29 protein-coding genes and 1 pseudogene are annotated in these 25,890 nt (G+C 41.4%); 15 read left to right on the forward strand and 15 right to left on the reverse strand.

Annotated features, from left to right (window positions below; genetic code table 11):
• Nucleotides 1–93 precede the first annotated feature (93 nt).
• The 6 genes and pseudogenes from F0226_RS00815 (at nt 94) to F0226_RS22470 (ending at nt 5,178) form a co-directional block, all read left to right on the forward strand.
• Nucleotides 94–1,875 (forward strand): terminase family protein, encoded by a 1,782-nt coding sequence (locus tag F0226_RS00815; protein ID WP_171733840.1) that lies wholly within the window; start codon nt 94–96, stop codon nt 1,873–1,875.
• The gene (locus F0226_RS00820; RefSeq protein ID WP_171733841.1) at nt 1,872–2,903 is read left to right on the forward strand and encodes a phage portal protein; all 1,032 of its coding nucleotides are present in this window, start codon (nt 1,872–1,874) and stop codon (nt 2,901–2,903) included. The genes F0226_RS00815 and F0226_RS00820 overlap by 4 nt, the downstream gene beginning before the upstream one ends.
• 77 nt (nt 2,904–2,980) lie before the next feature.
• Nucleotides 2,981–3,544: a hypothetical protein gene (locus F0226_RS00825; protein WP_171733842.1), complete on the forward strand. Its 564-nt coding sequence runs from the start codon at nt 2,981–2,983 to the stop codon at nt 3,542–3,544.
• A 22-nt stretch (nt 3,545–3,566) separates the two neighbouring features.
• On the forward strand, nt 3,567–4,511 hold the full coding sequence (locus tag F0226_RS00830) for a hypothetical protein (RefSeq protein ID WP_171733843.1): 945 nt from the start codon (nt 3,567–3,569) through the stop codon (nt 4,509–4,511).
• A gap of 214 nt (nt 4,512–4,725) precedes the next feature.
• Nucleotides 4,726–4,848: pseudogene (locus tag F0226_RS22645) on the forward strand (ogr/Delta-like zinc finger family protein); the annotation flags it as partial.
• 48 nt (nt 4,849–4,896) lie between these two features.
• Nucleotides 4,897–5,178, forward strand: coding sequence for an ogr/Delta-like zinc finger family protein (locus tag F0226_RS22470; protein ID WP_253820719.1), 282 nt, complete (start codon nt 4,897–4,899; stop codon nt 5,176–5,178).
• Here F0226_RS22470 and F0226_RS00840 read toward each other — a convergent pair.
• The 3 genes from F0226_RS00840 to F0226_RS00850 all read right to left on the reverse strand — a co-directional run bounded on the left by F0226_RS00840 (nt 5,173) and on the right by F0226_RS00850 (nt 8,717).
• Complete coding sequence (locus tag F0226_RS00840) at nt 5,173–5,391, reverse strand: hypothetical protein (protein ID WP_253820711.1); 219 nt, start codon at nt 5,389–5,391, stop codon at nt 5,173–5,175. The two genes, F0226_RS22470 and F0226_RS00840, sit on opposite strands and share 6 nt — an antisense overlap.
• A 163-nt stretch (nt 5,392–5,554) precedes the next feature.
• Complete coding sequence (locus F0226_RS00845; protein ID WP_171733845.1) at nt 5,555–5,725, reverse strand: hypothetical protein; 171 nt, start codon at nt 5,723–5,725, stop codon at nt 5,555–5,557.
• A 442-nt stretch (nt 5,726–6,167) separates the two neighbouring features.
• Nucleotides 6,168–8,717: a replication endonuclease gene (locus tag F0226_RS00850; RefSeq protein ID WP_171733846.1), complete on the reverse strand. Its 2,550-nt coding sequence runs from the start codon at nt 8,715–8,717 to the stop codon at nt 6,168–6,170.
• A gap of 40 nt (nt 8,718–8,757) precedes the next feature.
• Between F0226_RS00850 and F0226_RS00855 the strand changes: the two genes are divergently transcribed.
• The gene (locus tag F0226_RS00855) at nt 8,758–9,138 is read left to right on the forward strand and encodes a hypothetical protein (RefSeq protein WP_171733847.1); all 381 of its coding nucleotides are present in this window, start codon (nt 8,758–8,760) and stop codon (nt 9,136–9,138) included.
• 113 nt (nt 9,139–9,251) lie between these two features.
• Here the strand turns inward: F0226_RS00855 and F0226_RS00860 are convergent, their stop codons facing one another.
• The 7 genes from F0226_RS00860 to F0226_RS00890 all read right to left on the reverse strand — a co-directional run bounded on the left by F0226_RS00860 (nt 9,252) and on the right by F0226_RS00890 (nt 11,704).
• On the reverse strand, nt 9,252–9,488 hold the full coding sequence (locus tag F0226_RS00860; protein ID WP_171733848.1) for a hypothetical protein: 237 nt from the start codon (nt 9,486–9,488) through the stop codon (nt 9,252–9,254).
• Entirely contained in the window at nt 9,485–9,715 is a 231-nt protein-coding gene (locus F0226_RS00865; RefSeq protein ID WP_171733849.1) for a hypothetical protein, read from the reverse strand. The genes F0226_RS00860 and F0226_RS00865 overlap by 4 nt, the downstream gene beginning before the upstream one ends.
• Nucleotides 9,715–10,116 carry a hypothetical protein gene (locus F0226_RS00870; protein ID WP_171733850.1) on the reverse strand — a complete coding sequence of 134 codons (402 nt, stop codon included), beginning with the start codon at nt 10,114–10,116 and terminating at the stop codon, nt 9,715–9,717. The genes F0226_RS00865 and F0226_RS00870 overlap by 1 nt, the downstream gene beginning before the upstream one ends.
• Nucleotides 10,113–10,430 (reverse strand): hypothetical protein, encoded by a 318-nt coding sequence (locus F0226_RS00875; RefSeq protein WP_171733851.1) that lies wholly within the window; start codon nt 10,428–10,430, stop codon nt 10,113–10,115. The genes F0226_RS00870 and F0226_RS00875 overlap by 4 nt, the downstream gene beginning before the upstream one ends.
• A 109-nt stretch (nt 10,431–10,539) precedes the next feature.
• On the reverse strand, nt 10,540–10,830 hold the full coding sequence (locus F0226_RS00880) for a hypothetical protein (RefSeq protein ID WP_171733852.1): 291 nt from the start codon (nt 10,828–10,830) through the stop codon (nt 10,540–10,542).
• 11 nt (nt 10,831–10,841) lie between these two features.
• Nucleotides 10,842–11,381 (reverse strand): phage regulatory CII family protein, encoded by a 540-nt coding sequence (locus F0226_RS00885; protein WP_171733853.1) that lies wholly within the window; start codon nt 11,379–11,381, stop codon nt 10,842–10,844.
• A gap of 110 nt (nt 11,382–11,491) precedes the next feature.
• Complete coding sequence (locus F0226_RS00890; RefSeq protein ID WP_171733854.1) at nt 11,492–11,704, reverse strand: hypothetical protein; 213 nt, start codon at nt 11,702–11,704, stop codon at nt 11,492–11,494.
• Nucleotides 11,705–11,852: 148 nt separating this feature from the next.
• On the opposite strand from F0226_RS00890, the gene F0226_RS00895 reads away from it, so the two are divergent.
• The 8 genes from F0226_RS00895 to xthA all read left to right on the forward strand — a co-directional run bounded on the left by F0226_RS00895 (nt 11,853) and on the right by xthA (nt 19,721).
• Nucleotides 11,853–12,512, forward strand: coding sequence for a phage repressor protein CI (locus F0226_RS00895; protein WP_171733855.1), 660 nt, complete (start codon nt 11,853–11,855; stop codon nt 12,510–12,512).
• Nucleotides 12,512–12,970, forward strand: a complete 459-nt coding sequence (locus F0226_RS00900) for a hypothetical protein (RefSeq protein ID WP_171733856.1) — start codon at nt 12,512–12,514, stop codon at nt 12,968–12,970. The genes F0226_RS00895 and F0226_RS00900 overlap by 1 nt, the downstream gene beginning before the upstream one ends.
• On the forward strand, nt 12,952–13,143 hold the full coding sequence (locus F0226_RS00905) for a hypothetical protein (RefSeq protein WP_171733857.1): 192 nt from the start codon (nt 12,952–12,954) through the stop codon (nt 13,141–13,143). Before F0226_RS00900 ends, F0226_RS00905 begins: the two co-directional genes overlap by 19 nt.
• Nucleotides 13,136–14,050, forward strand: coding sequence for a hypothetical protein (locus F0226_RS00910; protein ID WP_171733858.1), 915 nt, complete (start codon nt 13,136–13,138; stop codon nt 14,048–14,050). Before F0226_RS00905 ends, F0226_RS00910 begins: the two co-directional genes overlap by 8 nt.
• 209 nt (nt 14,051–14,259) lie before the next feature.
• Nucleotides 14,260–15,933: a DUF4041 domain-containing protein gene (locus F0226_RS00915; protein ID WP_171733859.1), complete on the forward strand. Its 1,674-nt coding sequence runs from the start codon at nt 14,260–14,262 to the stop codon at nt 15,931–15,933.
• Nucleotides 15,934–16,038: 105 nt separating this feature from the next.
• Nucleotides 16,039–17,763: a hypothetical protein gene (locus F0226_RS00920; protein ID WP_171733860.1), complete on the forward strand. Its 1,725-nt coding sequence runs from the start codon at nt 16,039–16,041 to the stop codon at nt 17,761–17,763.
• Between the two features lie 5 nt (nt 17,764–17,768).
• Entirely contained in the window at nt 17,769–18,788 is a 1,020-nt protein-coding gene (locus F0226_RS00925; RefSeq protein WP_171733862.1) for a tyrosine-type recombinase/integrase, read from the forward strand.
• A gap of 126 nt (nt 18,789–18,914) precedes the next feature.
• A complete protein-coding gene (xthA, locus tag F0226_RS00930; protein ID WP_171733863.1) occupies nt 18,915–19,721 on the forward strand; it encodes an exodeoxyribonuclease III in 807 nt (268 codons plus the stop codon).
• Between the two features lie 100 nt (nt 19,722–19,821).
• On the opposite strand, the gene F0226_RS00935 is transcribed toward xthA, so the two are convergent.
• From F0226_RS00935 to F0226_RS00955, 5 genes are all read right to left on the reverse strand, one after another.
• A complete protein-coding gene (locus F0226_RS00935; RefSeq protein ID WP_171733864.1) occupies nt 19,822–22,542 on the reverse strand; it encodes an ImpA family metalloprotease in 2,721 nt (906 codons plus the stop codon).
• Between the two features lie 171 nt (nt 22,543–22,713).
• Nucleotides 22,714–23,391 carry an ABC transporter permease gene (locus tag F0226_RS00940; protein ID WP_171733865.1) on the reverse strand — a complete coding sequence of 226 codons (678 nt, stop codon included), beginning with the start codon at nt 23,389–23,391 and terminating at the stop codon, nt 22,714–22,716.
• Nucleotides 23,392–23,393: 2 nt separating this feature from the next.
• Entirely contained in the window at nt 23,394–24,134 is a 741-nt protein-coding gene (locus F0226_RS00945) for an ABC transporter permease (protein ID WP_171733866.1), read from the reverse strand.
• A gap of 89 nt (nt 24,135–24,223) precedes the next feature.
• On the reverse strand, nt 24,224–24,994 hold the full coding sequence (locus F0226_RS00950; RefSeq protein ID WP_171733867.1) for an ABC transporter substrate-binding protein: 771 nt from the start codon (nt 24,992–24,994) through the stop codon (nt 24,224–24,226).
• Between the two features lie 122 nt (nt 24,995–25,116).
• On the reverse strand, nt 25,117–25,887 hold the full coding sequence (locus F0226_RS00955; RefSeq protein ID WP_137372448.1) for an ABC transporter ATP-binding protein: 771 nt from the start codon (nt 25,885–25,887) through the stop codon (nt 25,117–25,119).
• Nucleotides 25,888–25,890 lie beyond the last annotated feature (3 nt).

A 25,890-nucleotide genomic window follows, 5' to 3' on the forward strand; every position in this document is an offset into this window, starting at 1 on the left:
CTTCAATTCCTAGAAATTCGGATTTTGGCTATATCCGAATTCATCCGAATTTTGGTTAGTCATTTACGAGTTTTCGGGGCGTATGATGCAGATATGGCATATTCAGATGAAATAAAAGAGGCCGCGAAAAAGCTTTATTTACGCGGAGTACCTCCAAAGGAAATTGCGTCGCAACTTAACTTGAATAGCGACCGCATTATTTATACCTGGGCGGAGAAATTCGGCTGGGCTTTGTTGTTGAACGAACTTTCAGTTGAGGAAATGGTTAACCGCCGTTTGGCTGTGTTAATAGATAAAGACGAGAAAAGCGATCAGCAGCTTAAAGAAATGGACAAGCTTATTGACCATCACGTTAAGTTGCTAAAAGCACATGCTGATGCAAAAGCCAAAGCTGAACGAATGCTTTCGCAAGGCAGCTCAAAGGGGAACAACTCCAAATCATCCAATCAAAACCGTGGCAGTAATGGCGGTAGTAAAAAGAAAGGTAAAGGCAAAAACAACATAGAACACCTTTATGAAGGTGACTTTGTAGATTGGCATGAATCGTTGTTCGAGTATCAGCACGTAATGCGTAACAACATTAAACAGCGTATTCGCAATATTCTTAAATCACGCCAAATTGGTGCGACTTATTATTTCAGTGGTGAAGCGTTAGAAGATGCGATTCTGACTGGCGACAACCAAATATTCCTTTCCGCTTCTCGTGCTCAAGCCGAAGTTTTCCGCAGCTACATCATTGCCATTGGTAAAGAGTTTTTAGACATCGAGTTAACTGGTAACCCGATCATTCTTTCTAACGGTGCCGAACTACGCTTTTTATCAACCAACAGTAAAACCGCCCAGAGTTATCACGGTCATGTTTATGTCGATGAATATTTCTGGATACCCAAGTTTGATGAACTAAACAAACTTGCTTCAGCAATGGCAACACATAAGAAGTGGCGTAAAACCTACTTTTCTACCCCATCTTCCAAAATGCACCAGGCTTATCCATTTTGGACGGGCGACTCATGGCGCAAAGGCAAAGAGTCTCGGGAGAAACTAGAATTCCCAACCTTTGCAGAATTTCGCGATGGTGGTCGACTCTGTGACGATAAACAGTGGCGCTATGTTGTCACCATCGAAGATGCCGCCAACGGTGGTTGTAACCTATTCGATATTGAAGAACTGCGCGAAGAATACAGCCAAGACGACTTTAACAACCTGTTTATGTGCATGTTCGTTGATGGTTCGCTTTCTGTATTTAAATTCTCAGACCTTGAAAAAGGCATGGTGGATGCTGAACACTGGCAAGACTTTAAACCGAAGAACAAACAACCCTTTGCCCGCCGAGAGGTTTGGTTAGGTTATGACCCAAGCCGAACCCGAGACAATGCGTGTTTGGTGGTCGTCGCCCCACCAGCCGTTGCAGGTGAAAAATTCCGAGTGCTAGAAAAGCACTATTGGAAAGGGCTCAACTTCCAATACCACGTATCTGAAATCGACAAAGTATTTCAGCGTTACAAAGTTTCCTACATTGGTGTTGATACCACGGGCATTGGTGGCGGTGTTTGGGATTTGATATCTAAAAAATACCCGCGAGAAGCTCACCCTATCCACTACAGCAATGAAAACAAAAACCGCTTAGTGCTCAAGATGATCGACATTGTAGAAGCCAAACGACTTCAGTTTGATGCCGAACACAAAGACATTGCCATGGCATTTATGGCGATTAAGCGAGTACCAACGGCTAGTGGTAACGCTATGACATTCAAAGCAGAGCGTAGCCAAACCACCGGACACGCCGATGCATTTTGGGCTATCTCTCACGCCATTATTAATGAGCCGTTAGACCACTCAACACCAACTAAATCAACTTGGGCAACCGCAGCATGACCGAGCAAATAGAAACGTTAGTCACACAAGAAGAACAAGCACCAGAGTCGGTTTATCACATCGACTCGGCACCGGAAGCCATCGACTCGAATAGTTGGATGACTTCTTACTCAGATTTGTTTTACAACGACACCGACAACTATTGGGAACCGCCCATTTCACCATCTGGATTAGCCGATGTTGCCAGAGCAAATTCATACCATGGTTCTTTGCTAATCGCTCGGGCCAACTACGTTGCAGGGAGATTTAAGCAAGGTGGCGCAATTCGCCGTCGACATGTTCAAGCATTTTGTCGAGATTACTTCACGTTTGGTCATGCGGGGTTCTTAAAAATCCGAGATGGCTTTAAACGTGTTGTCCGTTTACACCCGTTACCTGGAATGTATCTGCGCAAGCGGAAAAATGGCAACTTCATCATTCTAGAACGCGATAACCAACAACGGGAATACCGCAAAGAAGATGTAATCTTTCTACCTCAATACGACCCACAGCAACAAGTTTATGGGTTACCCGATTACTTAGGCAGTATTCAGAGCAGCTTACTGAACAAAGATGCCACTCTATTTCGTCGCCGTTACTACAAGAACGGTGCACACATGGGCTTTATCTTTTACGCATCAGACCCGAACCTAAGTGAAGATGACGAAAAGAAAATGAAGGAAACTATTGCCAGCTCGAAAGGCGTGGGCAATTTCCGCAGCATGTTTGTGAACATCCCGAATGGCAAAGAGAAAGGAATTCAATTAATCCCAGTGGGTGACATTGCCACTAAGGATGAATTTGAGCGAATCAAAAATATTACCGCCCAAGACATTCTTGTAGGGCACCGATTCCCTGCAGGTAAAGGTGGCATGATGCCTCAACCTGGTGCCACGTTTCCCGACCCTGAAAAAGTGGGCAGAGAATACGCCAAAGATGAAATAATCCCAGTTTGTGAACTGATAATGGATGAAGTAAACAATGACCCAGACATATCAAAAAACCTTCACTTACAGTTTGATCTCCTTACAAGAGTCAGCGCCGAATGAGACCGTGTAATAGGGTGTAATAATAAAATTCACGCTTTGAAATACTATTAATTCATCTCAACAATGGTGAATTAATAATGAAAAAAGCAAAACTTCAATTGGTTGCAGCGTTACTTTTATTTCCCCTATTTAGCGCTGCAGACACTTTAGATTCCCCCAATAGAGTAGATGCCGCAATTTACATCATGCATCTGCAGATAAATAACAATCCCGTCATGAATGCCCCTTTCTATGTAGGACAAGCGAGACAACAAAATAAAACTATAGATCAAATGGTTATCAGCCGGGTTAATGCTCATTTATCTGAAGCTAAATTTATTGCAGCACAAACCAATGCTGGTCCAAACGCGATATGGGTCTACAACATCGAAGTTAGTAATAATGCAAATGGTTGGACAGCGCTTGAAACTGACCTAAATGAACAGGCTTACATTACCAATTACTGCAACGCTGGCGCGCTGTTGGCTAATCCCAAACTTTTAAACTCCAGAAACCAAATAACACAAGCAAAAGCCACCAATAACTGGGTCATATCGAATTCAAGTACTAACAATCTTGTCCAGTCCGCATATAACCCTAATACATTCACACCAATAGCAATTAACAACCTGTCAAATTGCTTTACTCCACCTAAAAACTAATATCGTACATAAGGAAATGAACATGAAAAACTCACTACAAGCTTTAGGGCTTCTATCTGAAAACACTCTCAACCGTTATGCAGCAAACCACCCTAGCTACATTCACCACGCAACGTTTTTGGCGTCTACTGAAAGTTTAAGTGCTTTCCTCAACCAAGATCACAAACAATTTATTCCTGGCGGAAGTACACAACCGAATACCTCAACTGACTCTTCAAAAAATGTACAAGCAGGCTCCGATGCTGTGAAAAAATTTCAGGCTATTTCTGCTCCTTCCGAGGCTGAAATAGACGAACTCGCGGACGCATTTTTAGCACACCCAAGTGCTGCTGTATCAACATTACTCAATGCAGCCCGCTCAGAAGCTGGATGGAACCCATTAAGTGGGGACACCAAAGAAAGTGCCGAGGGTTTCTCTCGTTATACTGAAATCCTCGCAAGCATTAAACTGTTTGAAATAGTCGATACCCAAACTAAAACTCTACATTACGAATCAAAAGATTATTCTAGTTTAATTAAGAAAGCATCTTCCGCCCTCAAAAGTATCTTCGATGGTGAACTCGATAAAATTCAAGATTCACTTACTGATTTAGCTATTGCCTGCACTAGCCAATCAAATACTGAAAATACGGCTACAGTGTTTTCTCAAGGCGAAGTTACAACCGAGTCAGCAGGAAAAGATGTATTTTATTCTATTGCTTATTCGTGGATGAAAATGGTCTACAGCGTAAATTCTGGTAAAAGTGCACCAGCTGATGTATTCCAACAAGAAACTCAAACAATGGGTGCCAAGTTCAAGTTCACCACTGTTACGTTCACAAGAACAGTTGCTCGTCAGCTTGCAAACTTGCAACTAGGTGTAAGTACACTAGAGCAATTCATTGCGGACACAACAACACCAAAGGCTCCGGCTGCAACTAGATCATGCCTTAGAAACAAAAAAGCCGAAGAGAAAGCTTTGGCGTAAGTACTAATCAAACTTCATCAATTTGAGCGCGGTATATTTACCGCGCTTTTTGAATCTCATCCAACGCCAATAAACTTCCCTAGCATTACATAAAAATCACAATATTTACCTTCCGCTCTTTGGACTTCCACCCTGATACCACCAGCATTACAACTGTACAAAAGCACAGTGTTTGACCTACTATATCAAGGTCAGTCAGCAAGTTAGGTTAAGTATGCGAGTTTATTGCAAATGCGGTGAACGCGCGATTATTAGCAGAAGCAAAGCAGCGGATGCAAATTGCGCGGAATTATCTTGTTCATGTTCAAACCCAGATTGTGGTCACACGTTTGTAAGTGTAATTGGGTATAAACATTCTTTAAAACATTCAAAAATTCATTTAGGAATGGGAGCAGCCAGTAAACCAAGCTTATCTGGCCGTCGTATTTTTTGCGGATGCGGCGAACGCTCAATAATTACCAAGACTAACCGCCTAAGCAATGATTGCGCGGATTTATATTGTTCATGTAGCGACCCAGAGTGCGGTCATACTTTCGTAATGAATTTATCATACAGCCATACACTTAGCCCTAGTGCTAAAACAGCAACTCAGCTTGCGTTTAATATGGTGAAAGCTTTAACACCAGAGCACAGAAAAGACTTACACCAACAACTTTCAATGTTATAGCTCAAACGCAGGGCTTTCTGTTTCATCAGCCATCCCAATAATAGAGTGGATGGCTTTTTCTTTTTCGGCGTCTATCAAATGCCCGTATTTGATCAGCAACCCTTCAAGTAACACCCTCCCCGCTTCCTGACTACCCTCTTCAGCAGTGCTAACTGCCACACCATCAATAATAACTTCCAGTGCTAATTGAAATAACTGTTTTTCTTTAGACATATCAATATCCTTACAAATCACACAATGGAATATACTGTATATATATACAGCATTCCAGTGTGCATTTTTAGCTGTGAGAGCTATTTAAGGTTTTTGTAATTCGCAATGCTGTCAGTTCGCACTTAACAGCATACGACCACCGCCGTTACCAGCAAATAATCAATTACGCTGCCGTATAAAATGACTCAAATTCTCGTTGGTAAACTGCATCACGCATAGTTCTAAAGTGATTGGTAATTGCGAGCATCTCCTCTAAAGATTGGGCTTTATCCAATTCCTCTAATTCAAGATCTGCAATGTATTGGTAAGTTGTTTTACTGTATGGATTTGACATGGTGCTCTCCTGCTTCTTCGTTTCGTATCAGCATGCTTTGGTATCCAAAGTTTCCTAAATCAAGGTAATTACCTTTGATATCTAATAACCTACGACAGGTTAGAAATCCCGCAAGCCCTGAGAAGTGTGACTTAAGTCACAAATTCATTAACTTTAAAAACTTGCTGAATTAGGAAGCAGTGATAGAACGTAGCTCTGCTTAATTAAAAAGTAAGAAGGGAGACAGAGGGTGAAGAAATAGTGCCAAAGTTTAGATTTGAGTCAACCATTGAATTTGAGCCTATTTTTTAGAAAAACGTTCGTTATGGTTGAAGCTATGTTCTGACTGGGTTGTTAATTTCACAAGCCGGACAACTAAAAAATGTTGCATTCGTTTCATCTAAAAATCGTACAACACTCTCAAAAACTTAGTCATTCATAATCATCGAAACTTAATAAGCCACTACACTAACGGCCAATCATCCACTTCGGTGAAGTGAGACAAATCTGGCTGTTGGTATTCGTGGTCTTTATCTTCTCCGGTTAAAGGTTCTGGGGGTTTAGCCTCAAATTCTTCTAACCAACTTAAATCTTCTTTCGTTTTGTACTCTTCAACAAGTTGGGCCGGGCGAACCGTACCGCATGGGAAGTGCTCCGCAGGGCGGATTCTTATACTCGTTTCATCATCTATTCGTATTGAACTGCCTTTTTGCAGCGCGATTAATGCCGAATCATCAATATTTGGCGGTAAACCACCTCTCATTGAATAAGGTTCTAATAATCGCTTAAGCTGATCGCTAACCTGTACTTTCTGAGGTTGCGTACAGTTATTGACAGAACTCCGAGAGGAGCCAGAGGCTCCAGAAAGAGCAAGAGCCCCCGCTTCACGTTGGGCGTCTAACGTTGACGTAGGCAGTATCTGCCAGTTCTTAGTGCGAGTTTTAACGACCATACCTGCGGCATCAAAGCCTTCAATTTTGCTAACAGTTTCGCCGTGGGGTGAAGCAAACGGTAACTCTTGATAGGTGTTTCTGATCAGCAAGTCGTCACGCTTAACGAATGGTCCACCTTGCCCCATGATGTAGCCTTGCCAATTGCCATTATCTGCAGCGATTAACGTGTCCACGATGCTTGAATCATCGCTATTGATTCGCGATTGGTAGTTATCACCAATTACTTTTAACAGTTCTTCATTAGTGATTAGCTTGCTTGGCTTAATAGGACCAACGAGTTCACGTTGCAGCATCGAGTAGATGGTAAGCAGGTCACTACGCTCTTGCATGAAGAGGTATTCCATAAAGGCTTTTTTGTTTTGACTGGCAAAGCGGCGTAATTCACGGTAAGTCGTAACCGGAGCACCACCAAAGAATTGGAATTGGCGAATGTTCCAGCGAGATTTCCAAGCACTCACATTTTTCGCCATGTCTTTCACTGGCTTGTCAGTTTCATCGGAAACATCATCATCCATGGCATAGCCATCAATGTTTTTAGAAATGTATTTGGCGATGTAACCCGTAGCCGTGCCCAGTTCAGGGTCAATGGCTTGAATATCACAACGGGCAGAAGGGTCTAGCAGCCCTTCTTTGTTAATCAGTTCGTGTTTGTCTTCTTGGATTGCGTAATCTGTAAAGATTTCTTCAATTGCATCTACCTGTTCAGGCTTTGCCCAGATGAGCAAATGCCAGTGTGGTGTGCCATCGTGATGTGGTTCAGCCACACGAACACCAAACCAACGAATTTCTTTGCGACCTAACTTGGCACGAATCTTTGCCCATACATTGGTTAGATAAACTTGGGCATCACGTGGGCTTGCGCCATTCCAGTGACCAATGAAACCACCCTTCTTATAACTGTTATGATATTTGGCTGGTGTGGTCAGGGTTAAAAACAAGCCTTGCAGACCTAACTCGTTGCCAATGTCTTCACAACCACGGCAACGCACCATTAATTCATGGCGGCGAATAGCTGGGTTCGATACGCTTTTTAATACCATATCTTTTAGGCTGGCTTCTTCGCCTGTTTCTTCATCGAACAGAGATGAGTTTTCGATAAACTCCCAGTTCTTTTGGCGCTGTTCTTTATATTCGCGGATGCAATCCCAAGAGGCATAAGGTGAAGCGTGTTTTGATACTTGACCCATGGCAATAGCCAAGTGCTCACGCATTATTTTGCGGCAGCTAACCAAACGGTTGTACCACCACTTTTCGCTAATCATCCGCGAAATGTCTTGCAGCGCGGAAAGCTCTGATTGGTCTTTATATTTACGAGGAGGCTTAATACCAAAGGTATTACTGACAAATTCGGCTGCTTTCTCATAAGAGAATACGACTGCCATTTCTGTTCCTAATGCAGTTTTGGCATGATATTTATCCCCTTCGATACGAGTGAACCCATCAACAATCATGGTAATTTTAAACGCCATGTCTTTGAGTTCATCTGGTTCGAGTTCAGCTAAGATTCGGCTTTTTACTGGCTTGCGGTTTTGCTCTGCTGCCTCGAAATCAAAACTCGCTTGTTTAGCTTTAGGATTGTTTGAGCGTATTAAGTTGCTTTGCTCAGTGTCGTTTTGCTTTTCATCAGCACAATCTTCACTAAGCAAAGCCACCTTTTGAGTGGTTGGGAGTTTTTTGTATTTGGCAAGCACCATGCGAACGCGATCACTTGCAGGGCTCATTCTTTCACGCAGGAAGATGTTAGCCGCAGCTCGACCGCCACCCTTTCCGCTTTTCTTGAAAATATTGATGTAACGAGTCGCAAAGTACTTAACCAAGTACTCTGGCAGTTCAGCAAAGTATTGTTTACGCCATTCGTGGTCGTCTGGATTGATGTCGTAAAGGTTGCGTTCAACAACACTCATGCCTTCCGGTTCACGATCAAACTCTGAGCGGTCTGCCGAAACTTCTACCGCTTTAGGTTTTTGCGGATAAACGTGCAAATGCCCCCATTGCTGACAAGCGATGGAGGCTGCACGTTTTTCAGTGTCGGTAAAGGTTGGTTTAGCTGGATTTTTCATTATGCTAGTCTACTGATTTCATAATTTACAAGGTCTTGAAATGAAAACTGAATTACTTAACGACTCATTCAATCTCAAGTACTTCGACGTAATGCTGCAAGAACACATCGAAGACAACTCACACGAGGTAGATGGTAAGGAAATGACTATTGCTATCCTTCCACCTATCGAGCCAAAGAAATACCTAAATCCACTTCGCCCATATCGTTCAATTACTGCCACTGGGTTGAATGAGTTCATAAATATAACTAGCTTCCTCGAAGAAAACGGACTGGTTTGCATCAACAAAGACTCAGGTTCGATTGATGGCTTCGATTGTGTTTTTTTTATTCCAGAAGAAGAATTCATTGATATATATCCCGAAAATGATCCTGCATATGAACAGAGACTAGACGCCATCCGAGCCATGTTTAGAAAATGATTCAACGACTTTCTTACCCTCTTTTATTGCTCGTTTTACTGCCGTAAACGAGGGTAAGTCCCCGTCCTTAATCTGCTTACGAATATACTTTTTCAGATAAGGGTTTAAGTTACTCATAGTTGAACCCCCAAAGCCAAAGCCCAAAACGGGTTCATATTGAATGGCTTTCTCATACCCACTCGGTTGTTCTTAGTCACACGAACACCACCTCGTTCAACTGGCGTTTCTACCGCTTCAATTAGTGTCATTCCTTTTTTCATTCGGAAGAATATTGTTGAGGGGCACATGCCCATTTCTTGGGCAATTGCGGTTACCCCTTTAATGCCTTTGTATTCATGTTGAACCTTCATAGCTCTGCAAACTCCTGTGTATCCATAACCATGTGACCACCGGTGTGGTTACCTTTGATAATCACGCCGTTCATCACGTGCTGGCAGTTAAACAACTCACAAGCCGTATCAATTGCTGGCTCTGGTGATTCAAATTCACCAAGCCCAATATTCATTACCTCATTCGTTTCAGAATGACGCACAACACCACCGCCACTATTCAGTGCTACCGCTACATAATTCAGCATTAGCCTGCCTCCACTGTTGGGTAACCATGGACTGGTTCGCAATCACGCCACCACATCTGCATGGTTGCGTTTTGGCTTGTACTTTTAGTGCAAGCAGAAACAAAGAAGAGTGCGCGAATTGCGCCTAGGGCTTGGTGATGCGTTGCGTTGTCGGTTGATTGGTTGAACACCACAACCCAGAAAACCCACCACGCTGTAATGAAGTCTTCAAGGCAAAGCCCTTGCTCGGTGCCATTCACGTTCACCAACATTGCGCGAGTTGAATCAAGTTGAAGCATTGCGCCTTGGCTTGAATCAACGCCGTTGAATACACGAATGAACTGCTCAATTTTACGAGTAGTAAAGCCTTCACCGCGAAGACCATGCTCTAAGTCTTTACGGAATACGGTGATGATGCTCATGCTTCCACCTCTGCTTTTGCTTCGGATTCAGCTTCTTCACGGGCAGTGATGATCAACTCTGTCAGTTGGCTTTCTATTGATAGGAGTTTTTCTAGCGCGTTTGGATGATCAAAATAAACATACTCCCTCATCAATCGGTCTGGTCTGACTCCTTTTTCGTAGACAGTACCCTTTGGATCTGCGTCAACTTCGAAGCTGTTAACATGACCAGAAAATCTCGCGAATATTAAAATCACATCTGTATTTGCCATTGCGAGAACATTGATGGCGTGAACAATATCGAACACTGCACGCTCAGTATTAAGACCACTCATATTTAATTCCTCAAATTTTGGATATAAAAAACCCTCCCTCTTTAAATCAAAGAGGGATAAGGGTTGTAGGCAAAACGCCTAGGCTAGGTTGGCTTGGAGTAAATCGGTATTAGGACCAGCGAGATTGAATGTCCATCGCACTGGCATCGATACTTTTAATTTGGCGCGCAAGGTGTAATTGCTGTATGCGGCAATCACTTGAATCATACTTTTCTTGCAACTCTTTACGTTCAAGGCGAAGTGGCTGTAACTGGCGTTCGCCTAACTCTTTCTTTGTGCGTTGCAGAAAAGTGAGCCCACGTACCTTTTGCTCTTGGTTCAAAGACCAACAAGGCAAATCAGGACACGGATTTTCTAGCGGTGGTACTGCGGTTGAATGTTCTACTGTTGCAACTGACATACAAAATTCCTCTAACTTAAGCCGGGGATTGGTGCACCGTTGGCAATAAACTCGAAACCCATACTGATTAAAGGGGTTGTGCCACTTGTGCGGTTTTCTAAATCAGACATAAGCAAAACCAAATTGCCGATAGCGGCTTGAGCTTTTGCAATTGTCTTACGTTTATCGCTTCTGAATAAGCGGTCTGCATTGCACATCTTCAATGCATCGCTAGACAGCTCACCAGACAGAACCGAATTATCTAGAATGCGTTCAACGAACGTCTTGGATTCCTCTTCACTGGGAACCTTGGCTACCACTACGCCTAAATCGGCTAACACGGTATTAATGATGGTGTAGTCACCCGTTTCTTTACTGATTAGCGCCATATCAACCGGCGTTAATTTGTATTGCTGCTCTGGGTTTAACTTGCTGCGTAGCACTGTTCCGCTTAACCCAACACGTTTAGCGACCTTTTCGACATTGTGATTAATCACAAAATCACGGCAAACGGCGTCGAATGCTCGCTGTTTGGGCTCACGTAATTCGCACATGGCATCAATTTCGTCCATGAATAACACTCTCTATAGAAAAGGAGGAACGAGAATGACAACCCAAGCAAACAAATGAAGCCAGCTTGGGCAATAATTCTTAGTTGGAATAAGGGAAGAAACAGCCATGGCTAACCCAACTTTTCTAATGCTTCACGGGATGCAATTTCCATCATGGCGATAACGTTAACCATTGGAATTTCATTCTTCGCTTCTTTAGGGCGGATGATTAGCTTGTTGTTTTCCATATCTTTACGGAGTGTTGAAAGGGATACGCCTGAATATTGAGAGTACTGTTCAATACGCATATATGGGACAGGAGGCGATAGTGCAAATGACAACATAATGATATCCTTACAAGTTACTTTATTAAGGTTCAAACATACTTGGTTAGCTGCCGTGTTTATGTTTGAGTACGAGAAAGATTATTGATCGCCAAACACTGAATTGCAATCAGTATTTAGTAATCAAACTCACCAATGCGAGTTCTAGATGAGCAAAACAGAAAAAATACCTGCTTATAATTATCTTAGCGGTGCTGAATTTACTGAACATTTAAAACGAATCACTAAAAGCAGAACTTTTTCAGATTTATCCGAATTATTGGATGTGAAAAAATCGACATTCAGTACATGGAACCTGCACGACCGTACGTCTCACGAACTAATGGTGAGGCTGCATCTCGCTTTAGGTGTTCCTATTGAAGAGCTTGCGCTATCTGAAGAAGAGCGCGCAAAGCTACCAAATCGACCGCACAAATTTATCTCTCATTCAGAAAAAGACACTCCAATGGTTGAAGGTGCAGTGTCACAGCACAGCACCGTTATTCTGAAGAGCTATTGCCTATCAAATGGCAAGCTGCTTCCTACAGGTGATATGCCTTACGCAAAGCGCATTTTTAATGGGTGGGATTTAAACGAGCTGGCAACGATTGAAGTTGAAACTAATCAAGCGCGTTACTTGGTGGATCAGTCTCAGAACGATGCTGTGAGTGGTGAATACTTAATAGATATGAACGGCAGAATGTCGATAAATCACATTCAGCGTTTACCAAACAAACTTGCGGTTGTCTTTGGCACTTCAACGGTAGAAGTTGCAGACGAAGACATAAAAGTATTAGGTCGTGTGGCTGTTGTGTTGGAGAAAGTGTGATGGGCGAGAACAAAAAACGCTCGGTTTCCAAGTTAACCAAGTGGCTTTGTTACACCGTGATCATAGGGTTAATCCCAATTGGGCTTCGATTCGCTTTCAGTATCTTAATAGACGGTTTTGCGCCAATTTCAGCTAGTGAATACATAGCGCTTGGTTTTGTTTTACATATCTCCATATTGAATGAATTGGAGCACATGACTGGTGATGAAACGTGGAAGTCCGTTAGCAACGTTTTTTCAATATGCGCTATTGTGATGTATACAAGCTTAATGGCAATTCTTCTGGCAGTTGAAGCAGGATTTGATAAGATAAAATTTGAACAGTTAATCCAATTATCTACAACCTTAGCTGGTTGTTCGTTCTTTTTTTGTTTCGTCATATTTTTGAGGCTGACAGCAAAAGCAAATGCTGAAGCGTCAACACCTAATGGAGAAGTCCCATGTCAGCAGACATTTTGATCAACGGTATTACGTTCATAGTAGTAGTTGCGACTCTAATTTTTGCTGTATGGACTTACATCGACACTAAGCGACAGTACTCTCACCAAGAGTTCATTGCGGATACGACACAAAAAAAACAAGAAGCTCACAAACGCTTCAAAGAACGAACAAGGCTAGGAAAACGTGATTAAGAACTTCATTTATTTAGACGAACAAAAACTCTATTCATTCTCATCTCAACTTTTCGAAGGCGTAACAGAGTATTACTTAGATCAACAGGTTTTAGAAGAGACCGAAGAAGACACCCAAAAAGGAAAGCTTACTTCTGGTCGCGCAATCGCCAACGCTATAAAAGAAGCCTCTAGCTCCACATCAAAAAAGTTCCTACATGATTATGCTTTTAACCTACTAGAAGCTGAATTAATCAATAGTGAACTCCTTATTGATGTAGATTCAAACACTTATACACACTCAGATATATGTAACTCCAATAAGTCTTTCATCCGTATACGCGCGAAAGGGAAATTTGTTGACCTAAAAGAAATCCAAGAGCTATTAAGAAATTTTCCTGAAATAGGTGACGCCATAGCGAAAGCTCAATTCGTCGACAAGTACCAAGAGCTTGAGATATTGCAGTCTGAAAAGCAAAATGGTGCAGCGGTAAATAAACTAAAATCAAACATAGACAAATCTGTCAGAAAACTAAAGTCACAAAACCAACAGGCTCTACCCAACGAGTTAAGAAAGAGTATTGATACTATGCTTGAGCAATTTGGTGATGATATCGTTCGGTTTAAACAAACTCTCGGCGATACTGAGTACTCAACGTTTATGTCTCCTGACAATTTTAGAGATTCAATAAAAGCTATTTGTCGAAAATATTCGAGAAAAACAGCAAAAGAATTCGTAGTCTTAGGTACGATTTGCCACTCTCACGAAACCCCTGACGTTGAGATAGAAGAGATCTCAGACGAAGCATCGATGCTGTCTCACATGGTTGGTCTTGCCGAAAACATGTACGACTTGGAACAAACATTTGGTTCAAAGGGGGAAAATGAAATCATCATTGAACCCATAGCTGTATATACCGAACTGTAGTTTCTGCTAACTCTGAAGACAATGGCACACTAGGTAACATGTGTTATCTAGTGTGTGTAAACGTACCTAATTCACCCAAGACATGAAAGAAGCGGTAGGCATAGCCAAATCTCTCAGCGAGCAAACAAAAACAGTTTCACAACGTTTTGGGCGAAAGCCTAAGCAATAAAACCAACAGTGAAACAACTCAACTCAGCTAGGTAAACGTAATGGATAAAAATGCATTAGTAGCTCTCACAATACTTTTTCTACCTCTAATTTTGCTTATTATTTCTCGTTCAAAAAGCAAAAAAGCGCAACAAGAACTTAACTCAAAGTTAGAGTTAACTGAAGAAGCCCTAAAAAGAGCAGAGGCAGATGTAAAAAGGCAAACTTTTGAAAATGAAGATCTAAAGGCACTGTACTCTCCAATCATAGATATGGAAGCACACACGAAAGAACTGTTAAGAAGTGCCGAAGAAAAGATTACACGCTCTAAAGCCGAAGTAGAAAAAACCATCGAAAAAGCCGAAAAGCTTGAAGAGACAGCGATTCTAAAAGTGTCGGAAGCTAAGCGTGAAGCTCAAAAAATTGAAATGACGGCTAATGATGAACGAATCAAAATTTTGGATGAAGCTAAGGTTGAGTCAAAAAACATAACAGCTGAAGCCCGTATAAAGTTAGCCAATTCAAAAGAGAAAGCTGAAGAGATCAAGTTAGAAGCTCGTGAAGAGGCAAGCAAAGTCATTAGTTATGCAGAAGCCCAAGCAAAAGAAATTGCTGGTGATGCGTACGAGGCAAAAGCAAAAGCTGACTCTTATGAAACAGCTATTAAAGCAATGAAAAACACCATCGAAGGCTACAAAGACGATTACATTGTCCCTAACCAATCCGTTCTCGATGACCTTGCTGAAGAGTTCAGCTTCAAAGAAGCAGGCGAAGAGCTAAAAGCTGCACGTAAGCGTGTAAAAGACATGGTCAAAGATAACTATGCCGGTGCATGTGATTACGTTGAAGCTCACCGTAAGACTTATGCTATTCACTTTGCTGTTGATGCTTTTAACGGAAAAGTTGATAGTGCCCTTTCTAAAACAAAGCACGACAACTTTGGGAAAATCCAGCAAGAAATTATCGATGCTTTTGCTCTGGTAAACCACAATGGAGCGCCCTTCCGAAATGCTCGTATTAACCAAGAATTTTTAGATGCTCGCTTAACTGAATTGAAGTGGGCAGTAGCAGCGTTCGAGCTGAGAAAAATTGAAAAAGAAGAGCAAGCGGCAATTAAAGCTCAGATTCGAGAAGAAGAACGCGCTATCCGTGAAATGGAAAAAGCACGTAAAGAAGCAGAAAAAGAAGAAAAGATGCTGCAAAAAGCGCTAGATAAAGCACGAGCTGAATTAGGGCAAGCAAGCGAAGAACAGAAAGCTGAATTCGAAGCTCAGCTAGCGGAACTTGAAGGCAAGCTACAAGAAGCAGAAGAAAGAGGTCAACGTGCCCTTTCAATGGCACAACAGACACGCCGTGGTCACGTTTACGTAATCAGTAACGTAGGTAGCTTCGGTGAAGAAGTATTTAAGATTGGTATGACCCGTCGTTTAGAGCCAATGGATCGAGTGAAAGAACTAGGTGATGCATCAGTTCCATTCTCATTTGATGTTCACGCAATGATTTACAGCGATGACGCCCCAACTCTTGAGAAAGAGCTTCATAGAAAATTCAACGAGCGCTCAGTTAACAAGATTAACCCACGTAAAGAGTTCTTCAGAACTACAGTAGCGGAAGTGAAGCAAGCCGTAGAGCAACAAGGTTTAAATGAAGTTCACTGGACCATGAAAGCTGAAGCAGCTGAATATCGTGAAAGTATTGCTATTGAGAAAGAGCAGCAAGCTGAAGCAGTGGCTTAACACGCTTATCAATAAGTTAATCGCAAACATTGTGCAATAACTAACCGCACCCTTAAGGCTCTACCTCAGAGCCTTATTAATTTCTGACTAAAATAGTAATTGAATATGAAAAAACTTCTACGGACATTTTTCTCACTATCGATGATTTATTGCCTCTTGCTCCCCTTCACTGCAAGCACAAAAGAAACTGGCACATCGATGAAAACAGCTGCCAATGCTACAACTCATGAAATTGCAAAGATTGATGCAAAAGAACTGTTAGTACTTTTGCAGGCTAGCAACGAAGAAAAAGTGATTCTTAAAGCTGAAAACACCTCGCTACAGCAAAAAGTTCAAGACCTCACCAATACGAACTCAACATCTGATAAGCACCTCCAAGATTTAATCATTCAACTCAACAACAGAATTGACAGATTAGAGAACCGTTCGACTGACTACACCACAGCAGTACAACTAGAGCTGCTGGCGACGTCATTCTACGAGCGCCTTCGTTCGACCGATGATAGTGTGAGTTTTTGGGGAATAATTTCTGGCTGGGTTGCCACGTTAATCACCCTTATTTTAGCCACTTTCGCCGTATTCCATTTTGGTAAAATTAGAGACATCGAAAACAAAGCTAAAAACATTTTAGAACAATCGCAACGTGAAACCCGAATGGCGGTTAACGAAGCTATCCGAAATGCTAAAAAAGCTGCAACTGAAATTACCCACAAATGGGTTCAAGAAGAGGGAGCCAAAGAAATAAAAATATTTGTTCAAGATCTAAACACACAGCTAGATGAGGTTCAAATAGCCATATCAAAAGTAAGAAACAGCGAGAAGATAGTTGATGAAGCAGCTCAAAGCATCCAAAATCACGAAAAAGCGCTCGCACAATCACTGCCCAGTAATAAAGAGGATGAGAATAATAGTGCAGTAAACGTAGACTTTTTGCCTAATGAATTAAATAAGCACAGATACAATCTAGTTCAAAAGTCTTGTGGAAGTGAACCCACACAAAAATCAATACAGCTAATTAATGATATTCTTAGCAAATCAAAAGATGAAAATAAAGATATCCTCGCCTTCAAAGTATTTTGCTTCACAATCAGCAGGCAATATAAAAGAGCCATTTCATTCTATGAAAAACATTTATTTTCGTATTATGAAGAAAAAGACATAGATTACCTCAATAAAGTACCCGTTCTATCATCAATAATGGCTTGTCATTACTACTCAAAAAATTACGTAACGATTTACCAAGAGACGACAAAAGCTTTAAGTGCTCTTATCACCCATGGTTCTTATGTATTTCGTGCACACCAAATTGTTCATTTGAACTTATTAGCTCAATTAGAGCTCCAGACGTTAACGGCTGATTCATTAAAAATTTATGAAGAAGTACTCGCACTAGAAGGCAATGATTTTAGTGAAGATGACAAGGATGTAATCCAAAAAGCTATATTCATAGCGGAGCTACACCTAAAACCAGATTCCAAAAGTTCAGAAGATATTCTTAATTTTGTTTGTAACGCGCACACTCTGACCAATGTCATCAAAAGAACAATTACCGTATCCCATGAACTAGGAAAACGCGGCAAATCAAAAGAGTCACTAGAGTTAACTAGTCATATCCGCCAAGTATTATTGAAACGACAAAAAAGAGCACATTTCAATAACTACTTAATTATTACCCTTAATCATGCAAATAGCTTATATAAATGCGGTCACCTAAGGCCCGCTCGTAGATTAGCTAAATTTATTGACAAAAAAGTCAATCAAGACAAAGTAATGTCCCTCGATGAAGCTGGATATAAAGAAATCAATGAAATTCTGGATAGAAAACAATAGATAACATGTCTATTCGTAATCTTAAAGACAGCAGCAAGAAACCATGGCTTTGCGAGTGTTACCCGCAAGGTCGTGACGGTAAGCGCGTTCGTAAACGCTTCGCAACCAAAGGCGAGGCGAACAGCTATGAATTCTACTTAATGAAAGAAGTAGATGACAAACCATGGCTAGGTGACAAAGCTGATCACCGCCGTCTTTCTGACCTTATTGAATTATGGTTTAAGCTTCACGGTCAAAACCTGAAATCAGGCGAACACGCCAAAAACCGCATGCTGCACATTAGCAACGCACTGAACAACCCTATTGCCTCTCATCTTACATCCAGCGATTTAGCGCACTATAGAGCAAGCCGAATCAATCAAGGGCAAGGGCGAGAAGGTCAGCTTGCTGTTAGCTCAAACAATGGCGACATTGCGTGGTTAAAATCGATTTTCAATAAGTTGATAAAACTAAAAGAATGGAGTTTGCCAAACCCTGTTAATGGTGTGGAATCGATAAAACAATCCGAGCCTGAACTTACTTTTTTAAATGAAATACAAATCAGGCACTTATTTAAAGAGATTACTCACAGCCAAGTATGCAAAGAGCTAACTACTATTTTCAAAACTTGCCTAGCTACTGGGGCTCGTATTAATGAAGTTGTAGAGCTAAAAGGTAGCCAACTCTTTCAGCACAAAATCACCTTTACGAACACTAAAGGAAAGCGAAACCGCACCGTTCCAATATCAAAAGAACTTTACGCAGAACTCTATAAGCCAACCAATGATAAATTGTTTAGCTGCGGTTATGGCGTTGCACATAAGTGGCTAAGCAAAGCCCTACCCGACTTACCGAAAGGTCAAGCAACCCACGTACTACGCCACACGTTCGCTTCGCATTTTATGATGAATGGTGGCAATATCTTGGTACTTCAACATATTCTAGGTCACCAGAAGATTGAGCAAACTATGGTTTATTCTCACTTTTCGCCGAACCATTTAAGTGATGCGATTGCCTTTAATCCTATCACTCAATACAACATTTAATATGGCGGCAAAATGGCGACAAAGCTTATTAAGCATGGTTAAATACGATTAACTATGACATTCACCAAATCTACAAACCCTTTATAAACAAGCAATAGCAAGGGTTTACAAGAGGTATAAAAACAAATGAAAGTTATCAGCTTTAATATCAACGGTCTAAGAGCTCGCCTTCATCAACTTCAAGCAGTTATCGATAAACACCAACCCGATGTAATTGGTCTTCAAGAAATCAAAGTCCATGACGAAGCTTTCCCTATCGAAGACGTAGAAGCGATGGGTTACAAAGTTTACTTTCATGGTCAAAAAGCACATTACGGCGTAGCCATGCTTTGTAAGCAAGAGCCGATTTCGGTTCAGAAAGGTTTTCCGACAGATAATGAGGATCACCAAAAGCGAATGATAATGGCGACGTTTGAGGACGAAAATGGTGAGAAAGTCACGGTATTAAATGGTTACTTCCCTCAAGGGGATAATGTTAAGCATGAAACCAAATACCCTTATAAGCGCCAGTTCTACAAAGATTTGATGACTTACCTAACTGAGCATCACACTAATGAAGAACAAGTGATCGTGATGGGTGATATCAACATCAGCCCAATTGATGCAGATATTGGTATTGGTGAACCTAATGCCAAGCGTTGGTTAAAAACAGGCAAGTGTTCATTCCAACCAGAAGAGCGTGAATGGTTGAAAACACTCATGGATTGGGGATTTGAAGATACTTTCAGAAAATTGTACCCAAGCGTAAACGACCAATACTCATGGTTTGATTACCGCTCTAAAGGCTTCCCTGATAACCGCGGTTTACGAATTGATGTGGTATTAGCGACGCCAAAGCTAGCGGAAAAATGTACTGAATCAGGCATTGACTATGAGCTAAGAGGGATTGAAAAACCTTCAGACCATGCTCCTATCTGGTCGACATTCAAATAAGAGTTACCTAGATATAATCACGGTTATAAACATCAAAAGGGAAGCACATGGCTTCCCTTTATGATTTCTATTACCGAGTAGCGTTTAGTTCAATAAACACCTAGTTCAATGGCCAAATATTCGTTCCATTAACACTTACTGGTTTAACTGCAAATTCATCAAGACAGTAACCTTGCTCTGATGAAGCAAAATAATTCAGTGGCATCTCGTTTAGGTTTAAGCTCCCTACTTGCTCTTTTGCTTTATCACTAAAGCTAAAACCCCACATATCTAAGTAGGTACGCATATCGTGCTCAGCTACATAGCTTAACGCGATAAGTTGCCAGTCATCATTATTCAAGTTATTGGCTTCTTCACGAGTATAGTTTGCAAAACCAATTGTTCCTTTTCGAGCATTCCAAAGTTCATCACTCGATTTCAAGCGAGTAAACTCGCGTTCGATTAAGTGTAAACGACCCAATAAATGCCAGCCGTTTTCTAGAACATTTTGATACTGAGCCGACATCATCATTTGGATATAAACTCTTGCTCCCCAGCTCCAACTTGTTTGGTTTTGAGCAGCCATGAATGCATTCGGATCTGCCTCTAATCGGCTTTGTTGTAAGAGCTCGAATTGACCTTTGAAGTCTAAGCTCTGACATGCTGAAATTGCCGCTTCATCAGTATAGTAACGAGATTTACTGTAGTAAGAGTAATAGTTAGTTGTTGCATGACCATCCCACCCAGAGAATCTAAAACGACTTTTTTCTAAGCCGTGCCCTAGCTCATGTAAATCACCATGCCCTAAGGGATCGAATGACCAATAAGCATCGTATGGATTACCGGAACAACCGTAGCCGCAAGTCGCTTGATCCGCATTCATATGTTTTACGATATCAATCGTTTGAATTTCCCAGCCTTGATCTTTCCCGTACTGATGAATTTCATCAATATTGGTTATTCCAGGACCTTCGAAACCCGCTAGCGCGTGAGGTAAGTCATGAACATACTTTTCTGTTGCAGCTGCCATGTCTTCAGGCTTCGACCACTTAGCAGGGCTCACTGATTCTTGCATTTTCTCTAGTTTAGAGTGAACTTCAAACCCTGGAGTCATCAACTCTGCCCAATCAAATTTAGCTTCTGCAAGTTGAGCAATAAAACTTTCATTATCGTTCTCACTACGCCAGATAGGATGCTGAGCTATATTCTCAAACCGTAATTCAACATCAACGTCATTCGTATCAAAATGAACTTGTACTGTGCCTCCATATGCAGACGTTAGTGAAATGGTCTCTCCCGGTTCGACTCGATAGCTTGTTGATGTCAAAAATTTTGGTCTTGAATAGCCGTCCGTGGAGAATTCATGAGTTGCCCCGCTTCTCAAACTATTAATGACAATAGAGGTCGTAACAGAGTTTTGATCAATACGAGTAACCTTAAAGGTTTGCCCTGGAATAACGTATACACCAGCAGAACGGAAGTTACGTTTAGATTCCATTTGTACCGTTTTATTGAACCTTTCTATATCTTCAAACGATTTAGTACTGAAGTTACCTAAATCAGGCTGGGCTGCATTTAGCTTACGACTGTGATACTGAGTGTAATCCGAATAATAAGACTTCAGAAAATCAATGGTACGAGTTGACTCTTTATCCATAGGGAAAGAGACATCTTGGCGGTATCTGTCAGCCAATAAGATTAAAAGCTTTTCATATTGATAATCGCTCGTTGCAAAGAGATCAGTTTTACTCTTGTCTAACACTGTAAGATGCTGCTGTATACTCTGTGCGGCTGGGTAAAACTGCTCTGCCATTAGTGAAGTATCAGAACATGATTTGTCCTCACACTCTTGCAGGTTAACCGTGAAGCTTTCATCATGAAGCTTCTTCAATAGTTCCTGCTGCAATGCTACTGACTCTGGAACCTGCTCGATGAGTTGAGTCGAATCCCAATTGGTTAAACCCAGTTTTCTCCAGTAATTATCACCCACATAGGTAATATTCATCAGCGAAAAAAGTCCATGACCTAACTCAGTCATCCCACCATCTAAGTGAAGATATAAGACAGGAATATTTTGTTCAAAAGCTAAACGCACACCTTCAAGCACAGCATCAACTTCATCTCCAGAATTAAGCTTTTGAGAGATAATTAATAAATCAGGCTTATCCGCAATACATTGAGAAAGCTTTTGCCCGTCACATTGATCATCAACATTAATGCTGGTTTGCCCGAGGTTGTTTGCAGTTAACCAATTGCGAGTTGCTTCATCATCAGGAAAGTAATGAGACTGATCCATTTGAGCAAGGACAATGCTTTGTGGCTTATTACTCGAACCCGAAACCCAAGTCACTAAATTAAGAAGCCATGTTTCCATTTCAGAATTGACTGAACTAGGGAAACGCTGTTGAGTACGGAAAGGGTTACTCGCAAGAGCGGCATAACGAGAGCCATTACTTTGATAGCCCGCTACACCAATCACTAACTCTTGGTCTTCATAACCACTGACCATTGCTTTGTTAGTTTTCAGTATTGCGTCATTAAAACCATATGTTGGAGAAATGATTGCAGTATCGTGGGTAGGATCCCAATGCAGGTTAGATAATGCAGTGCCATCGTTAGCTAAAGATAGCTGACGCTTGATTTCCGAGTAGTCAGCTTTATATTCTTCAACTAAACGCGCACTGGCTTCAATTAGCTCATTTGGTTCCTTAACGAGTGAAGCATCACCCGTTTCAAGGGCTTGTTCCACTGGTGTTTTTGAAACCGAACTGCCACCTCCGTCACTTCCACCACAACCAGAAATAACCAATGCTAAAATGAAAATCAGACCGTATTTATTCATTACTTTTTCACACATTAAAAAATTACGCCGAGTGTAGCCACAGTTTTCATCAGGTCAATCTATAAAGTGCATCGAATCTATATTTCTGAATTAAATTAACAGTTTCAAATGTGGCTCTTAATAAAAGAGGTTTATAAAACGAAAAACAGCGCCAGAAGGCGCTGTTTTTGATTAACTAAGAGGTCTTAAATAAGCAAGGAAGCGTTTCTCTGCATATTTGAAAATCGCAATTATGATGAATGTCAGTCCCATATAGAACAGACCTGCTGTCAAAAACGATTCAAAAGGCGCGTAGTAACGCGAGTTAACTAACCTTGCCGCACCAGTTAAGTCCATAATAGTGACAATACCGGCAACCGCAGAGCCATGTAGCATGAAAATCACTTCGTTGCTGTATGCAGGTAAAGCTCTGCGTAATGCACTTGGTAAAATAATTCGGCGGTAGGTTTTTGCTGTGCTCATCCCATACGCTTTTGCCGCTTCTACTTCACCTTTAGGTAAACCATTAATCGCACCGCGTATGATCTCGGCAGTATAAGCTGAAGTATTTAGGACAAACGCGACCAGAGCACAAAACCAAGCATGTTCCCAAAGCGTATCTTTTACTGGGAAAAACTGATCCATACCATAATAAATTAGGTAGAGCTGCACGAGTAATGGTGTGCCTCGGAAAAAGTAGATAAATGTCCATGAAGGGGCATTAATCAACATGTTCGGGCTATTACGTGCGATAGCTAATGGAATCGCAATCGCTAGACCAAGAACTAAGGCTAGGCATACTAGCCAAGTTGTCGTCCACAAACCATCAAGGTAAATAGGTAGGCTTTCAACTATCAATGAGAAATCCATAGTTACCTCGCGTGGATACTAAATTTGCGTTCAACAAGCTTCAAAGCGCCTGTCGATACACTGGTAAAGAATAAGAAGATCAAAGCAACAGTCATATAGAAGGTGAACGGCATTTTTGTCGAACCAGCAGCTAAAGCACTGACTCGAACCATATCTTCTAAGCCGATAATAGACACTAACGCTGTTGTTTTAAGTAATACCAACCAGTTGTTACCAAAACCTGGTAATGCATGTCGTATCATTTGTGGTAATAAGATTCGGCGAAAAGCCAAAACAGGGTTCATGCCATAAGCTTTTGCGGCTTCCATTTCACCATGATCAACCGCCATGATTGCGCCACGGAAAGTTTCTGCCATATAAGCGCCAAAAATAAAACCAATGGTTAAAACACCAGCGACGAATGGGCTTACATCAATATAATCTGGAAGATAAGACGTCCACTCATGATTTGGGTCACTCGAAGTAAACCACTCATTCAACCACTCATTGATGGAGTACAAACTGTTATTTAAAAGGATTTGTCCGCCAAAAAATATCAGCATCATCAACACTAGGTCAGGAATGCCACGGATAACAGTTGTATAAAGAGTTGCGATTGCACGAGCCCAGCGGTAAGGCGCTAGTTTTGCTAATGCCCCTAGCATTCCAAGAACCATAGCTAAAATTAGCGAAAGAAGGGCAACTTGAATGGTAAGCAGAGCTCCACTTAAGATAGAGGCTTCATAACCTTGTAAATCAAACATAATATTTTCCAACAAACAGCGAAAAAGTTGGTAGAGATATAACTAGGGAGAGGTGCGCCCTCTCCCTATCATAGTTATCACTCTATGTATTATTGACCGTATACATCGTAGTTGAAGTATTTAGCCGCGATGTCTTGGTAAACACCTTTTTCACGTAATGAAAGGATTGCTGCATCAAGTTTTTTAGTTAGATCTTTATCTTGCTTGCGTAACGCAATACCAAAGCCATCACCAAACCATTTTGGATCAGTTAGTGATGGACCTACGAATTCGTAATCTTCACCACCAGCTTTGTTCAATACACCTTCTTCAAGTGCAGATGCGTCGCCTAGAACAGCAACAACACGACCATTAGCCAGGTCTAAATATGCTTCATCAAAAGAACCGTAACGAACGATGCTTACTTTGTCGCCGTAGTTATCTGTTAGGTACTTGTCGTGAGTTGTTGCACGCTGAACGGCAATTTTCTGACCACTTAGGTCGTCAAAGTTAAGACCAGCGCCTTTTTTAGCAATAAATTTGTTCGGGATAAGAGCGTACTTACCTGTGAAGTCGATTTTCTTTTTACGTTCTTCTGTAATCGACATTGCCGCGATAATTGCATCGTATTTACGAGCAAGTAGCGATGGAATAATACCATCCCAATCTTGAGCAACGATCTTACACTTCACTTGCATTTCAGTACAAAGCGCGTTTGCCATGTCAACATCAAAGCCTTTCAGTGAACCATCAGCTTCAGTCCAGCTAAATGGAGGGTAAGCACCTTCAATACCAAAACGAACTGTTTTCCATTCCTTAGCTTGCGCTACGCCCGTTGCAGCTGTTGCAGCAAGTGCCGCTACTAATAACCACTTTTTCATATCCCTATACTCCTGTGATTGAGATTGTGTTTCTTATGTTGTGTTTTATTGTTAGTACAACACTTAATCATTTAAGTATTGCTGTTTTAATATAATGCCTGTTTACAAAGGAGAACGAATCCTTAGTAAATCGACGATATAAATTGTTGTAAGCGTTCAGATTCTGGCTGAGTAAATAGTTTAGCTGGGTCACCCTGTTCTTCCACTAAACCTTGGTGTAAAAACATCACATGGTTAGATACGTCGCGGGCAAAAGCCATTTCATGAGTAACCACTAACATCGTTCTGCCTTCTTCCGCTAAATCTCGCATTACGCCGAGTACTTCACCAACCAACTCAGGATCAAGTGCAGATGTTGGTTCATCAAATAGCATCACTTCAGGGTCAACGGCTAATGCTCGTGCAATTGCCGCACGCTGTTGTTGCCCGCCAGACAAATGGCCAGGGTAATAATCTTTACGCTCATACAAGCCTACTTTTTTCAGTAGTAATTCTGCATTCTCAATGGCTTGGGCTTTAGGTACACCAAGTACATGAACAGGCGCTTCAATGACATTTTCAAGCACTGTTAAGTGAGACCATAGGTTAAAACCTTGGAATACCATGGCAAGACGAGAGCGAATACGCTGAACTTGTTTTTCATTGGAAGGAACAGAAACCCCTTGGCGATTATTTTTCATTTGAATTAATTCACCATTAACCCAAATTTCGCCTGCAGTTGGTGTTTCTAAAAGGTTGATACATCTTAGGAAAGTACTTTTACCTGAACCGGAAGAACCGATGATAGATACCACGTCTCCTTTGTGCGCAGAAAGTGAAATTCCTTTTAACACTTCATTTTGACCAAACGTCTTATGCAGATCTTTTATATCCAGCGCCGGTACATCTTTCATGCG

It is taken from the genome of Vibrio sp. 99-70-13A1 (genome assembly GCF_013114625.1).
GTDB lineage: Bacteria > Pseudomonadota > Gammaproteobacteria > Enterobacterales > Vibrionaceae > Vibrio.